The 13,195-nt window shown below is 74.0% G+C and carries 11 protein-coding genes; 5 read left to right on the forward strand and 6 right to left on the reverse strand.

The annotated features are described in order from the left end of the window. Window positions 1–101: 101 nt before the first annotated feature. The 3 genes from OG774_RS14875 to OG774_RS14885 all read left to right on the forward strand — a co-directional run bounded on the left by OG774_RS14875 (window position 102) and on the right by OG774_RS14885 (window position 3,311). A complete protein-coding gene (locus OG774_RS14875; protein WP_328301736.1) occupies window positions 102–1,037 on the forward strand; it encodes an ABC transporter ATP-binding protein in 936 nt (311 codons plus the stop codon). Next, complete coding sequence (locus OG774_RS14880) at window positions 1,034–2,227, forward strand: ABC transporter permease (protein ID WP_328301738.1); 1,194 nt, start codon at window positions 1,034–1,036, stop codon at window positions 2,225–2,227. The genes OG774_RS14875 and OG774_RS14880 overlap by 4 nt, the downstream gene beginning before the upstream one ends. 88 nt (window positions 2,228–2,315) lie before the next feature. Further along, window positions 2,316–3,311, forward strand: coding sequence for a glycine betaine ABC transporter substrate-binding protein (locus OG774_RS14885; protein ID WP_328301740.1), 996 nt, complete (start codon window positions 2,316–2,318; stop codon window positions 3,309–3,311). 91 nt (window positions 3,312–3,402) lie between these two features. Here OG774_RS14885 and OG774_RS14890 read toward each other — a convergent pair whose 3' ends face one another. The 4 genes from OG774_RS14890 to OG774_RS14905 all read right to left on the reverse strand — a co-directional run bounded on the left by OG774_RS14890 (window position 3,403) and on the right by OG774_RS14905 (window position 8,253). Then, window positions 3,403–4,782 carry a cryptochrome/photolyase family protein gene (locus OG774_RS14890; protein WP_328301742.1) on the reverse strand — a complete coding sequence of 460 codons (1,380 nt, stop codon included), beginning with the start codon at window positions 4,780–4,782 and terminating at the stop codon, window positions 3,403–3,405. Between the two features lie 111 nt (window positions 4,783–4,893). Next, the gene (locus tag OG774_RS14895) at window positions 4,894–6,198 is read right to left on the reverse strand and encodes a citrate synthase (RefSeq protein WP_328301744.1); all 1,305 of its coding nucleotides are present in this window, start codon (window positions 6,196–6,198) and stop codon (window positions 4,894–4,896) included. A 187-nt stretch (window positions 6,199–6,385) separates the two neighbouring features. Beyond that, window positions 6,386–7,357 (reverse strand): carbohydrate kinase family protein, encoded by a 972-nt coding sequence (locus tag OG774_RS14900; protein ID WP_328301746.1) that lies wholly within the window; start codon window positions 7,355–7,357, stop codon window positions 6,386–6,388. Next, window positions 7,354–8,253 carry an aldose 1-epimerase family protein gene (locus OG774_RS14905; RefSeq protein ID WP_328301748.1) on the reverse strand — a complete coding sequence of 300 codons (900 nt, stop codon included), beginning with the start codon at window positions 8,251–8,253 and terminating at the stop codon, window positions 7,354–7,356. Before OG774_RS14905 ends, OG774_RS14900 begins: the two co-directional genes overlap by 4 nt. A gap of 88 nt (window positions 8,254–8,341) precedes the next feature. Here OG774_RS14905 and OG774_RS14910 point away from each other — a divergent pair, with 88 nt between their 5' ends. Further along, window positions 8,342–9,838: an NAD(P)/FAD-dependent oxidoreductase gene (locus OG774_RS14910; RefSeq protein ID WP_328301750.1), complete on the forward strand. Its 1,497-nt coding sequence runs from the start codon at window positions 8,342–8,344 to the stop codon at window positions 9,836–9,838. Here the strand turns inward: OG774_RS14910 and OG774_RS14915 are convergent. Both OG774_RS14915 and pdxH read right to left on the reverse strand, forming a co-directional pair. Beyond that, window positions 9,736–11,094 (reverse strand): MFS transporter, encoded by a 1,359-nt coding sequence (locus OG774_RS14915; RefSeq protein ID WP_328301752.1) that lies wholly within the window; start codon window positions 11,092–11,094, stop codon window positions 9,736–9,738. The two genes, OG774_RS14910 and OG774_RS14915, sit on opposite strands and share 103 nt — an antisense overlap. Window positions 11,095–11,112: 18 nt before the next feature. After that, window positions 11,113–11,766: a pyridoxamine 5'-phosphate oxidase gene (gene pdxH, locus OG774_RS14920; protein WP_328301754.1), complete on the reverse strand. Its 654-nt coding sequence runs from the start codon at window positions 11,764–11,766 to the stop codon at window positions 11,113–11,115. Window positions 11,767–12,026: 260 nt separating this feature from the next. Here pdxH and OG774_RS14925 point away from each other — a divergent pair, with 260 nt between their 5' ends. Further along, window positions 12,027–13,175 carry a citrate synthase 2 gene (locus tag OG774_RS14925; RefSeq protein WP_328301756.1) on the forward strand — a complete coding sequence of 383 codons (1,149 nt, stop codon included), beginning with the start codon at window positions 12,027–12,029 and terminating at the stop codon, window positions 13,173–13,175. Window positions 13,176–13,195: the final 20 nt, after the last annotated feature.

The following is a 13,195-nucleotide window of genomic DNA, read 5'->3' on the forward strand; positions in this document are numbered from 1 at the left end:
TCTCGTTACGACGAACAGGGTCACGATGTGGTCCCGGTCCCCGAGTGGCCCGGGCTGGTGATCTCCGACATCCTGACGCGCCTGCGCGGAGGGGGAGAGCGATGCTCGAGATCGACGGGGTCTCCAAGCGGTTCGGGTCCACGGTGGCCCTGGACGGGATGACCCTCACCGTGCGCCCCGGCGAGCTCTACGGCTTCGTCGGCGCCAACGGGGCCGGCAAGACGACGACGATGCGCATCGCGCTCGGCGTGCTGGCCGCCGACGCGGGCGAGGTCCGGCTCGACGGGCGCCCGCTCGACGCCGCATCGCGCCGGCGGATCGGCTACATGCCCGAGGAGCGGGGCCTGTACCCGCGGATGGCCGTGGGGACGCAGCTGCGCTACCTCGCCGAGCTCCGCGGACGGTCGGCCGCCGATGCCCGCGCCGCGGCCGACCGGTGGACCGAGCGCCTCGGGATCGCCGACCGTCGCGGCGACGAGGTCCAGCGCCTGAGCCTGGGCAACCAGCAGCGCGTCCAGCTCGCCGCCGCGCTCGTCGCCGACCCGGACGTGCTGGTGCTCGACGAGCCGTTCTCGGGCCTCGATCCCCTGGCCGTCGACGTCATGAGCGAGGTCCTGCGCAAGCGCCGCGACGCCGGCGCGCCGGTGGTGTTCTCGTCCCACCAGCTCGAGCTCGTCGAGCGGCTCTGCGACCGCGTCGGCATCGTCCGCGCCGGTCGCGCCGTCGCCGAGGGCACCGTGGAGGAGCTGCGCGACGCCTCGGCCCCCGGGCTCCTCGTCGTCGCGCCGCAGGCCCCGCCCGGCTGGGCGGACGCCCTGCCCGGCGTCGCCGGCACGCGTCTCACGCACGAGGGCACGGTGCTGACGCTCGCCGACCCCTCCGACGCCACGCTGACCACCGTCCTGGACGCGGCCCGCCGGACCGGGCCCGTGCTCGAGTTCCGGCGCCTCCGGCCCTCGCTGGCCGAGATCTACCGGGACACGGTGGCCGACACGGGCACGCCGGCCCCGTCCGAGGCGCCCGGAGCCGCCGCATGAACGGCGCCCTGCGCCCCGTGGCGCTCATCGCCCGGCGCGAGTTCGCCTCGCGGGTCAAGGGCCGGGCGTTCGTCGTCGGCACCCTCGTCGTGCTGCTCCTGCTCGGCGTCTACGCGGCGGTGGTGGCCACCCTCGCCTCCGGGGAGGACACCGCACGCGTCGGCGTCACCGGTGCCGCCGTGGCGCTCACAGGCCCGCTGGAGCGCGCGGCGCCCACCGAGGGCCTGACGCTCACCGTCGTGCTGCAGCCCGACGTCGCCGCGGGCGAGGCGGCCGTGCGGGCCGGCGACCTCGACGCGCTGGTCGGTGCCGACGCGGTCCGCCCGCGGGTCTACGTCGAATCCGAGCCCGACGCCGCGCTCGAGCGCGTGATCGTCGACGCGACGACGGCCGTGGCCCGCGACGCGTACCTGGTGGGCCGGGGCGTCGACCCGGCCGGGCTGGACGCCGCCGTGGCCGAGTCCGGTCCCGTCGTGGTCTCCGCGGAGCCGCCGGACCCGCAGGCCGGGCAGCGGCTGGGTCTCGGGCTCGCCGGTGCGTTCCTGCTGTTCTTCTCCATCCAGACCTACGGCGCGATGGTCGCGCAGGGGGTGGTCGAGGAGAAGGCGAGCCGGGTCGTCGAGATCGTGCTGTCGTCGGTCCGGCCCTGGCAGCTGCTGCTGGGGAAGGTGCTCGGTCTCGGGGCCGTCGGCCTCCTGCAGCTCGTGGTGCTGGGTGGCGCGGGCCTCGCGGTCGCCGCCGCCGCCGGGGTGCTCTCGGGCGGGGCGGGGCTCGTGTCCACCGTGGTGTCGGTGGTGGTCTGGTACCTCCTCGGCTTCGCGCTCTACGCGACGGTCTTCGCGGCCGCCGGCTCGCTGGTCTCCCGCCAGGAGGACACGCAGAGCGTCCTGTCGCCAATCACGATCACGGTGCTGCTCGGCTTCGTCGTCGGCTTCAACCTGCTGACCTCGGACCCGCGGGGCACGGCGATCACGGTCATCTCGCTGCTGCCGCCGTTCAGCCCCCTGTTCATGCCCGCGCGGATCGCGCTGGGCGTCGCGCCGGTCGGTCAGGTCGTGCTGGCGTTCGCCCTCACGATCGCGTTCACGGCGGCCGTGCTGGCCCTCGGCGGGCGCATCTACGCGAACTCGGTGCTGCGCACCGGCGCCCGGGTGAGCCTCCGCGAGGCGTGGGGTCGTGCCCGGACGTAGATCCACCGCGGTGGTCGACGGCGAACTCGGGGTGCTCCGAGATCGTTCGGTACTCGCCGGGAGGCTCGTGCCCTGCAAGGATCATCCGATGCTTCTCCGAAGGTCCAACCGCGCGGCCGCCGCAGTGACGCTCGCCGCCCTCGCGTTCCTGCTCGCCGCCTGTGGTGGCCTCTCCGGCTCCGGTCAGCCCGCCGCCGAGGGCGGCAGCCTCGCCGCCAGTGGCATCAACCTCGCCGGCCAGACCTACACGGTCGGCGGCCAGGAGTTCGACGAGCAGCTGCTGCTCTGCAAGATCAGCGTGTCGGCCCTGCAGTCGGTGGGCGCGACCGTCAACGACCGGTGCAACATCACCGGCTCCGCCGCGGCCCGTCAGGCCCTGCTCTCCGGCGAGATCGACATGGGCTGGTCCTACACCGGCACCGGATGGATCACGAACCTCGGCAACACCACGCCGATCCCCGACTCCCAGCAGCAGTACGTCGCCGTGCGGGACCAGGACCTGCAGCGCAACCAGATCGTCTGGACGAACCCCACGCCGTTCAACAACACCTACGCGATCGCCACGACCCGGGCCTTCTCCGACCAGAACAACATCCGCACGACCACGGACTGGGCCAACTTCATCAACAGCGGCAACCCGCAGGCCACCACCTGCGTCGAGGCCGAGTTCGCCAGCCGCAACGACGGCCTGCCGAACCTGCTGACCACCTACGGCGTCACCCGTCCCTACGACGCCCCGCCGGCCCTCACCGTCATCGACACCGGCGCGATCTACCAGGCCACCGCCAACGGCAACCCCTGCTTCTTCGGCGAGGTGTTCACCACCGACGGCCGCATCCCTGCGCTGAACCTCGTGTCGCTGGCCGACGACAAGAACTTCTTCCCGAAGTACAACGCGTCGAACACCATCCGCAAGCAGGTCGTCGACCGGAACCCGCAGGTCGTCCAGGTCTTCGACCAGATCTCGCCGCGCCTGACCGACGACGTCATGCTCAACCTCAACGGCCAGATCTCGTCCCAGGGCCGCGACGCCCAGCAGGTCGCGACCGAGTTCCTCCAGCAGCAGGGCCTGATCGGCGGCTGATCGCCACACGAGGGCGTCGAGTGTGCGTCCATCGTGATCAACGAAGCGTTCCGATCATGATGGGCGCACACTCGGCCCGCGTGCCGACGGCTCAGAGGGCGTTGAAGCGGGTCAGGGCCTCCTGGCGCTCGGCCTTGTGGTCGACGATCGGGGCCGGGTAGTCGGACGGGGGCTCGGCGAGGGCCCAGGGCTGGTGGACCTTCTTGCCCTCGACGCCGGCGAGCTCGGGCACCCAGCGCCGGACGTACTCGCCCTGCGGGTCGAAGCGCTCCCCCTGGGTCACGGGGTTGAACACGCGGAAGTAGGGCGCCGCGTCGGTGCCCGTGCCCGCAGCCCACTGCCAGCCGTGCTGGTTCGACGCGAGGTCGCCGTCGACGAGCAGGTCGAGGAAGTGCCGCGCGCCCCACCACCACGGCAGGTGCAGGTCCTTGACGAGGAACGACGCGACGGCCATGCGCATGCGGTTGTGCATCCACGCCTCGCCGCGCAGCTGGCGCATCGCCGCGTCGATGGCGGGGAAGCCGGTGCGCCCCTCCTGCCAGGCGCGGAACTTCTCGTCGGCGGACTTCCCGCTGTCGAGGGTGATCCGGTCGAACTTCGGGTCGAAGTTCTCGCGCGCCGACCGGGGCCAGAACCAGAGCACCGCGGCGTAGAAGTCGCGGAAGCAGAGCTCGTTGCGGTACGACGCCGGGCCCTTCCCCGCGCCCCCCAGGTCCGCGAGCATCGTGCGCGGGTGGATGACGCCGTACTTCAGGTACACCGACATCCGCGACGTCGCCGGCCGATCGGGGCGGTTGCGCAGGTCGTCGTAGTCGGTCAGGTGCTCGTCGACGAACGCCTCCCACTGCTCCCGGGCCGCACGCTCACCCGCGGCGGGCAGCTCGGCCTCCGGGGCGTCGTCGTCGGGGACCTTGACGGCCCGCGGGCCGCCGTCCTTCTCGCCGGGGTCCATCCAGTCGACGCTCGACGCGTCGGTCTCGGCGGGTGCCCGCCAGCCGTGCTGCACCCAGGCCCGGCTGAACGGCGTGAAGACCTTGTAGGGCTCGCCGTCGGACTTCGTGATCCGCCCCGGGGCCACGGCGTACGGCGAGCCGGTGCGCACCAGCTCGACGTCGCGCTCCCCCAGGGCCTTCTCGACGGCCTCGTCGCGCTCGCGTCCGTAGGGCCCGAAGTCGGCGGCGATGTGCACGCTGCCGGCCTTCACGGCCCCGGCGAGCTTCGGGATCACCTCGGCAGGGTCGCCCCGGACGACGAGGAGGCGCCCGCCCAGCGACTCGTCGAGGTCGCGCAGGCTGCGGTAGAGGAACGTCCGCCGGGCCTTGCCGGACGGGCCGAGCAACGTCTCGTCGAGGACGAAGACCGCCAGCGAGCGCTTCGCCCGCGCCGCCGCGGCGTCGAAGATCGGCTGGTCGTGCACCCGCAGGTCACGGCGGAACCACACGATCGCCGTGTCGTCGACATCGTCGCCCATGAGCAGTGGCTACCCAGGAACGCGCCGAGCACGCCCTGGGCAGCCACCACGTGTGATCAGCGGGGAGTCCGTGCGCCTAGAAGCAGCGAACAGCACGTTCGCTGCGTCAGGTCACCGCTGGTCGAGGTTCACGTACGCGCGCTCGGTGGGCCCGGTGTAGACCTGCCGGGGGCGCCCGATGCGGGTGTCCGGGTCGTCGATCATCTCGCGCCAGTGGGCGATCCAGCCCGGCAGGCGGCCGATGGCGAAGAGCACCGTGAACATCTCGGTCGGGAAGCCCATCGCCTGGTAGATCAGGCCGGTGTAGAAGTCGACGTTCGGGTAGAGCTTGCGCTCGACGAAGTAGTCGTCCTCGAGCGCGTACTCCTCGAGCCGCATGGCGATGTCGAGCATCTGGTCGCCGCCGCCGAGCTTCTCGATGATCCCGCGCGCGGTGTCGCGCACGATCGCCGCGCGGGGGTCGTAGTTCTTGTAGACGCGGTGGCCGAAGCCCATGAGCCGGACGCCCGGCTCCTTGTTCTTGACCTTGCGGACGAACTCGTCGGCGTTGCCCTCGTTGTCGCGGATGCCCTCGAGCATCGTGAGCACCGCCGCGTTGGCGCCGCCGTGCAGCGGGCCGAACAGGGCGTTGATGCCCCCGGAGATCGAGGCGAAGAGGTTGGCCTGCGACGAGCCGATCATGCGCACCGTCGACGTCGAGCAGTTCTGCTCGTGGTCGGCGTGGAGGATGAACAGCATGTCCAGCGCCTTGGCCACGTCCGGGTCGACCTGGTACGGCTCGGCGGGCAGGCCGAAGGTCAGGCGCAGGAAGTTCTCGACCAGGCCCAGCGAGTTGTCCGGGTAGAGGAACGGCTGGCCGATCGAGTTCTTGTAGGCGTAGGCCGCGATCGTCGGGACCTTGGCCAGCAGGCGGACGCTCGAGAGGTCGACGTTCGGCTCGTCGAACGGGTCGAGGGCGCGCTGGTAGAAGGTCGACAGCGCCGAGACCGCCGACGACAGCACCGGCATCGGGTGCGCGTCGACCGGGAAGCCGTCGAAGAACTTCTTCAGGTCCTCGTGCAGCATCGTGTGCCGCTGGATCTGGTCGGTGAACGCCTCGAGCTGCTGCTTGTTCGGCAGCTCGCCGTAGATCAGGAGGTAGCTGGTCTCGACGAAGGTGGAGTTCTTCGCCAGGTCCTCGATCGGGTAGCCGCGGTAGCGCAGGATGCCCGCGTCACCGTCGATGTAGGTGATGTCCGAGCGACAGGCGCCGGTGTTCACGTAGCCCGGGTCGAGGGTGATCAGCCCCGTGTCGCCGAGCATCTTCCCGAGCGAGACACCCGAGGCGCCCTCGGTCGCCTCGACGATCTCCATCGTGTGCTCGCCGCCCGGGTACGACAGCGTGGCGGTGCGCTTCTCGGAGTCCTCGCTGGCCATTCGCAGTCAGTCCCTCTCACGCTGGTGTGAGCGGGAGGGGCGGCCCGGCCGCCGGGGGTTCTCCCCGCGGCGCGCTCCCGCAGCATCGGGGTCGTTCGAGCGCGAACCGTAGCGCCCGCGCGGCTTGTGACGCATCACGAGGCGGCCCGTTGCCGGACGTGGTGCGTGTCACTGTGTGACAGCCATGTTACCGGCGGTCGTTCGAGGCGCCCTGATCCAGCTCGACCCGCCACGGCGGTTCGGCACCCGCGCGGGACACGGTCCAGGCGGCCGCCCGGGCCGCGAACCCGAGCGCGCCGGCCCACGCGTCGGCGTCGAGCGCCGTCACAGCCGCGCGGTCGAGTGCGTCGTGGTCGGCCAGCCAGGCCAGCAGCGCGGCGTGCACGCTGTCGCCGGCGCCGATCGTGTCCACCAGCGGACCGATCTCGTCCGAGGGCACCGAGACGACCCCGCCGCCGCGCGTGTGCGCGGTCAGACCCGAGGCGCCGCGGGTGAGCACCACCGCGCCCGCCCCGGCGTCGAGCACGTCCTGCGGCGAACGACCCCAGCGCTCGGCGTCCTCGTCGGACATCTTGACCAGGCCCGCCACCGCGGCGATCCCGTCGAGGCGGGCGATCACGGCGTCGGGGTCGTCGACGAGCCCGGGCCGCAGGTTCGGGTCGAGGCTCACCAGCCGGCCGCGCGCGGCCTCGCGGGCGGCCAGCGCGGCGTAGCGCGACGCCCCGGGCTCGAGCACCAGCGAGAGGGTCCCGACCGCCACGGCGGCGGTGTCCTCGGGGAGCTCGCCGGGGTCGGCGACGAGGCGGTCCGCGGTGCCCTCGACGTGGAACGTGTAGCGGGCGGCGCCGTCGCCGTCGAGCGTCACGACCGCCAGCGTCGTCGGCTCCGGCCCGCGCTGGACGTGCGCGGTGTCGACGCCCTGGGCCTGCAGGCGGGCCACCAGCGCGTCGCCGAACGGGTCCGTCGACAGCCGCGTGAGCATCGTCGTCGGCACGCCGAGGCGGCCCAGCCCGACGGCGGTGTTGAACGGGCCACCGCCCAGCCGCGGGGCGAGGGGCTGCAGGGCGGGGTCGCCGGCGTGCTCCTCGCCGGTCGGCACCAGGTCGACCAGCGCCTCGCCACCGACCACGATCCGCCCGGTCACGCCGCGCCCGGTCACGAGCCGTCCCGAGCCGCGATCCCCCACGAGAACCTCCACGTCTGCCCCGGCGCGAGGACCTCGAGATCGGTGCCCGAGTTCAGGGCGTCGGGCGGGCAGGTCATCGGCTCGACGGCGACCGCGCGGCCCCGTCCGTCGAGGTCGTCGGGAGTGAAGACCTGGACCCAGCGCACGTCGGCGTCGGCCCACAGGGCGGTCGACCGTCCGTCGGGGGCGCTCAGCACGCCGAGCACGCCGTCGGGCCCGGCGGCGGCGCCGAAGCACGTGTCGAGCGTGAGGTCGGCGACGCGGCGCCCGCCGCGGAGGTCCTCGTCGGCGGTCACGGGCCGGATGCCGGTGGGGATCAGGACGTCGTCGACGTCGACGATCCGGTCGGCGGCCAGGGTGAGCGTGCAGTCGGCGGGCGGGGTGTCGCCGACACGCAGGTAGGGGTGGGCGCCGAGGGCGGCGGGGACGTCGCCGTCACCGGTGTTGGTCAGGGCGTGGGTGACGGTCAGCCCGGTGGGGTCGACGACGTAGGTGGTCGCGACGTGCAGCGGTCCCGGCCAGCCCCACGCCGGGTCGACCTCGGCGGTGAGGGTGACGGAGTCCGCCGCACGCTCGGCGACCGTCCAGGGACGGCGCCGCAGGAACCCGTGGCTCGCGTGCCGCCGGGCCGGCTCGGTGACCTCGAGGACGTACTCCTGCCCGCGCCAGGTGTAGCGCGCGCCGGCGATGCGGTTGGGCCAGGGCACGAGGACCATGCCCGCGCCCATCGGCGGGGCCGCGTCGGCCTCGAAGTCCTCCACACGGGCCCGGCCGTCGACCTCGAGCGCCCGCAGCCCGCCCCCCATCTCGGTGACGACGGCGTGCGTCGCGCCGGCGACGAGGTCGATCTGCTCGCCGGTCGGGTGCACGGCGGGACACGCTAGCGGTTGTGACGATCGGTTTGCGTCCAGCGTTCTCGGGTTTCGCGCACCGGTCGGAACGGTCACTGTGCCGGACATGACGGAGGAGACCCCAGGCAGAGGTGGGGCCGAGGACGGACGACCGCCGAAGGTGGTCATCGTCGGCGGCGGGTTCGCGGGCTTCCAGGCGGCGCGATCCCTGGCGAAGCGCATGGGCGACGAGGTGGACATCACCCTCGTCAGCCCCACCAACTATTTCCTGTACCTCCCCCTGCTACCGGAGGTGGCGTCCGGCATCCTCGAGCCGCGCCGGATCTCGGTGGCGCTCGCCGCCGCGCTGCCGCGCTGCGTGCGCCACGCCCCCGGGGAGGTCGACGAGCTCGACCTCGACGGGCACAGGATCGGGTGGCTCGACCCCGAGGGCGTGCACCACGAGACGCACTGGGACCGCCTGGTCATCGCGGCCGGCAGCGTGCACAAGGTGCTGCCGGTGCCCGGCGTCACCGAGTACGCGCAGGGCTTCCGCGGCGTGCCCGAGGCGCTCTACCTGCGCGACCACCTCATCCGGCAGGTCGAGCTCGCGGCGGTGTGCGAGGACCCCGAGGAGCGCGCCGCTCGGTTGACCGTCGTCGTGGTGGGCGGGGGCTACACGGGCACGGAGGTCACCGCCCAGGGCTACCTGTTCACCAAGGAGCTCGCGGCCAGCCGCGGCCTGGAGGAGGTCCCACGGTGGGTGCTCGTCAGCCGCGGCGAGATCCTCGCCGGGCTGGCCGGGCACCTCTCGGCCACCGCCGACCGGGTGCTGCGCGAGCGCGGCGTCGACGTCCGCACCCACGAGGAGGTGGACGAGGCGACCGGCGACGGGGTACGCCTGTCCTCGTCCGGCGAGCACGTCCCCACCCGCACGCTGCTGTGGTGCGTCGGCGTCCGGCCCGACCCGTTGATCGACGACCTCGGGGTGCAGGTCGAGCAGGGCCGGATGGTCGTCGACACCCGGCTGCGCGTCCCCGACCACCCCCACGTCTTCGCGTGCGGGGACGCCGCCGCGGTGCCCGACCGGGCCCGTCCCGGCGAGTACACCGCGATGACCGCGCAGCACGCCGAGCGCCAGGGCCGTCTCGCCGGCCGGAACGTCGCGGCCTCGCTCGGTCACGGGCGGTCGCGGACCTACAAGCACCGCGACCTCGGCTTCGTCGTCGACCTCGGCGGCTTCGACGCGGCCGCCAACCCGTTGGGCGTGCGGCTCACCGGCAAGCCCGCCCACGTCGTCGCCCGCGGCTACCACCTGATGTCGATGCCGGGGAACCGCGTGCGCACGGCCGTGGACTGGCTCCTCGACGTCCTGCTGCCGCGCCAGACCGCCCAGCTCGGGCTCGTGCGCTCCCCCGCCGTGCCGCTGGACTCGGCGTCGCCCGAGGTGCCGCAGCACGGACTGGGCTTCCCGCACGGCCCCGCGTCGACCCGGACGGTGGCGCCGGAGACCGGCGGGGTTCAGTCGTCGGAGACCTTCCCCGGCCGTTCGGGCGGGTCCGCGGAGGCCGCCTCGCCGGAGGCCTCGGTGGAGGGCTCGTCGCCGGCCAGCGGGGCCCGGTAGCGCCAGAAGACCGGGAAGATCGCGACCACGATCACGGTCAGCACGATCACGCCGACGCCGCCGACGGTGGTCGCGACGCCGGTGCCCCACGCCTCGGCGGCCGGGCCGTGCCACAGGTCGCCGAGGCGGGGCCCGCCCGCGACGACGACGGTGAACACGCCCTGCATGCGCCCGCGCATCTCGTCGGTGGCGACCACCTGCAGCATCGTCTGCCGGAACACGGCGCTGACGAGGTCGGCCGCTCCCGCGAGCGCGAGCAGGGCGACGGCGAGCCAGAGCATCGACGTCAGCCCGGAGAGGGCCACGCCGGCACCCCAGGCGCAGACGGCGAGCGTCACCGCCACGCCCTGGCGCCGGATGCCGTGCAGGCGCCCCGAGAACAGCCCGCCGAGCGTGGCGCCGATCGCGATCGAGGCGAACAGCGCCCCGAGCGCCGGGCCGCCGCCCGGGGGGTCGCCGAACGTCTGCTCGGCCGCCTCCGGGAAGACCGCGCGGGGCATGCCGACGGCCATCGCCACGGTGTCGACGAGGAACGAGACGAGCAGGACCTGGCTCATCGCGATGTAGCGGAAGCCCGCCAGGACACCGCTGATCCCGGCGCTGCGCCGCACCGCCAGGAACGCCCCGCGCACGCCGCCCGGCCCGTCGCCGACCGGGAGGCGGGGCAGGTTGAAGGCGGCCCAGATCGAGGCGGTCAGGCACACCGTGTCGACGAGGTAGAGCGTGCCGACCGACGTGAACGTCAGCGCGACCCCCGCGAGGAGCGGCCCGGCGATGGCCCCGAGCTGGGTGACGGTGAACAGCAGCGTGTTCGCCGCGGGCAGCTGGTCGTGCGGGAGGATCCGCGGCAGCACCGCCGCCCGGGTGGGCTGGTTGATCGCCAGGAACGCGGTCTGCACCGCGTAGAGGGACAGCACCTCCCACGGCCCGCCGATCCCGGTGACCGTGACCAGCCCGAGCAGCAGCGACGTCACCGCGAGCCCGGTCCCGGTGAACACCAGCAGCCCGCGGCGGTCGACCGCGTCCGCGATCGCGCCGCCCCAGAGCCCGAAGACGATGAGGGGCACCAGCCCGAAGAGCCCCGTCAGGCCGACCCACGCCGACGACCCGGTCAGCTGGTAGAGCTGCGTCGGGACGGCGACGACCGACAGCTGCGCGCCGACGACCGTGACGATCGCGGCGATCCAGAGACGCTTGAAGGCCGGCGTCCGCAGCGGGGTGGTGTCGGCCAGGAAGCCGCGAGCCGTACGTGCCACGGCGGCGATCCTGCGCCCCTACGGCGCGAGGCGCTCCACGACCCACCCCGGATCGGTCCGCCGGAAGCGCAGCCGGTCGTGCAGGCGGTCCGTGCGGCCCTGCCAGAACTCGACGTGCGTGGGCACGATCCGCCAACCGCCCCAGTGCGGCGGCGGCGGGATCTCCTCGTCGTCGGCGAAGCGGTCGGCGACCCCGGCGAGCAGGTCCTCGAGGGCGGCGCGGTCGCGCACGACCGCCGACTGGGGCGACGCCCACGCCCCGAGCTGCGAGCCGCGCGGGCGGGTGCGCCAGTAGGTGAGGGTCTCCTCGCGGGACAGCAGCTCGACGGTGCCGATCACCGTCGCCTGCCGCTGGAGCGCGATCCACGGGAACGTCGCCGACGTCCGGCGGGTCTGGCGCAGCTGGTGGCTCTTCTCCGAGGTGTAGTTGGTGAAGAACGTGACGCCGCCGCCGTCGACGTCCTTGGCCAGCACCGTGCGCGTGGTGAGGCGGCCCTCGTCGTCGCCGGTGGCCAGGACCATCGCGTTGGCGTCGGGCATGCCGGCCTCCCGGGCGGCGCCGATCCAGGCGATCAGCTGCTCGTGCCAGGTGGCGGCGAGGTCCGCGGCGTCGAGCGTCGCCGCCCGGTAGTCCTCGCGCATGCCCGGCAGCCCCGTGGTGTCCCCCGCCATCCGTCTCCCTCGCCGATCGCCGTCCGGAACCCGGTCCTGTCCGTGCTGTCCGGAATTCCCGCCGCACCGTAGGCGACGGAGCGGTGCACACCACGTGAGCAGCAACACAAGCCGTCCGGCGACACCTCCGTTGCCGACGCCGCGGATCGCGGAGCACGGTGCTGCTGGGCCCACGACCACCCACCCCCGGTGGACCGGCGGGCCCGTCCGGGCAGCGGGGCCCCGACCGGGATCCCGTGCCGCGACGCGAGGAGGACCCGTTGAGCACCGCCCCCGTCACCGCCTCCGTCCCCGCCTCCGGGCCGACCGTCCCGCCCCCGCCGCCGGGCTTCTCCCCGGGGCTCGAGGGCGTCGTCGCGTTCCGCACCGAGATCGCCGAGCCGGACCGCGACGGCGGGGCCCTGCGCTACCGCGGGGTCGACATCACCGACCTCGTCGGCCAGGTGGGGTTCGGCGACGTGTTCGGGCTGCTCGTCGACGGCGACCTCGGGCGCCCGCTGCCCCGCGAGGAGCCGGGGCTCGAGCCGCCGTTCTCGGGCGACGTCCGGGTCGACGTGCAGGCCGGGCTCGCGCTGCTCGGGTCGCGCTGGTCGCTGCCGCCCCTGCTCGACGCCACCCCGGAGCGTGCCCGCGACGACCTCGCCCGGAGCGCGGCGGCGGCGCTCGCGCTCGTCGCCCGCTCGGCCCGCAGCGACGGCCTGCCGGCCGTGCCCGAGGCCGAGCTGTCCGCGATCGACGACCCGGTGGCGCGCTTCCTGACGCGCTGGCGGGGCGAGGCCGACCCGACGCACGTCCGGGCCCTGGACGCCTACTGGGTCTCGGCCGCCGAGCACGGGCTCAACGCCTCGACCTTCACCGCCCGCGTCGTGGCCTCGACCGGCGCCGACGCGGCCGCCTCGCTCTCCGCGGCGGTCGGCGCGATGTCGGGCCCGCTGCACGGCGGCGCGCCGGCCCGGGTGCTGCCGATGATCGCCGACGTCGAGCGCACGGGCGACGCCGACGCGGTGGTGGCGGGCATCCTCGACCGCTCCGAGCGCCTCATGGGCTTCGGCCACCGCGTCTACCGCGCCGAGGACCCGCGCGCCCGCGTCCTGCGCCGCACCGCCCGGGAGCTGTCCGCGCCGCGCTTCGAGGCGGCCGCCGCGCTCGAGACCGCCGCGCTGAGCGCCCTGCGCGAGCGCCGGCCGGACCGCGCGATCGAGACCAACGTCGAGTTCTGGGCCGCCGTGATGCTCGACCTCGCGGGCGTCCCGGCGGAGGTGATGCCGGCGATGTTCACGTGCGCCCGGACGGCCGGCTGGTCCGCCCATGTCCTCGAGCAGCGCCGCACCGGGCGCCTCGTCCGCCCGTCGACGCAGTACATCGGGCCGGCCCCGCGGGGCGTCGCGGAGGTGGCGCGGAGCGCGTGAGCCACCCCGGACGTGGCCCA

Origin of the sequence: Actinomycetospora sp. NBC_00405 (genome assembly GCF_036044095.1) — a bacterium.
In the GTDB taxonomy this organism is placed as follows: domain Bacteria; phylum Actinomycetota; class Actinomycetes; order Mycobacteriales; family Pseudonocardiaceae; genus Actinomycetospora; species Actinomycetospora callitridis.

Bases quoted from the DNA above. Each gene is read 5' to 3' on its own strand.
- OG774_RS14875 (WP_328301736.1), top strand. From the start codon at position 102: ATGCTCGAGATCGACGGGGTCTCCAAGCGGTTCGGGTCCACGGTGGCC.
- OG774_RS14880 (WP_328301738.1), top strand. From the start codon at position 1,034: ATGAACGGCGCCCTGCGCCCCGTGGCGCTCATCGCCCGGCGCGAGTTC.
- OG774_RS14885 (WP_328301740.1), top strand. From the start codon at position 2,316: ATGCTTCTCCGAAGGTCCAACCGCGCGGCCGCCGCAGTGACGCTCGCC.
- OG774_RS14890 (WP_328301742.1), bottom strand. From the start codon at position 4,782: ATGGGCGACGATGTCGACGACACGGCGATCGTGTGGTTCCGCCGTGAC.
- OG774_RS14895 (WP_328301744.1), bottom strand. From the start codon at position 6,198: ATGGCCAGCGAGGACTCCGAGAAGCGCACCGCCACGCTGTCGTACCCG.
- OG774_RS14910 (WP_328301750.1), top strand. From the start codon at position 8,342: ATGACGGAGGAGACCCCAGGCAGAGGTGGGGCCGAGGACGGACGACCG.
- pdxH (WP_328301754.1), bottom strand. From the start codon at position 11,766: ATGGCGGGGGACACCACGGGGCTGCCGGGCATGCGCGAGGACTACCGG.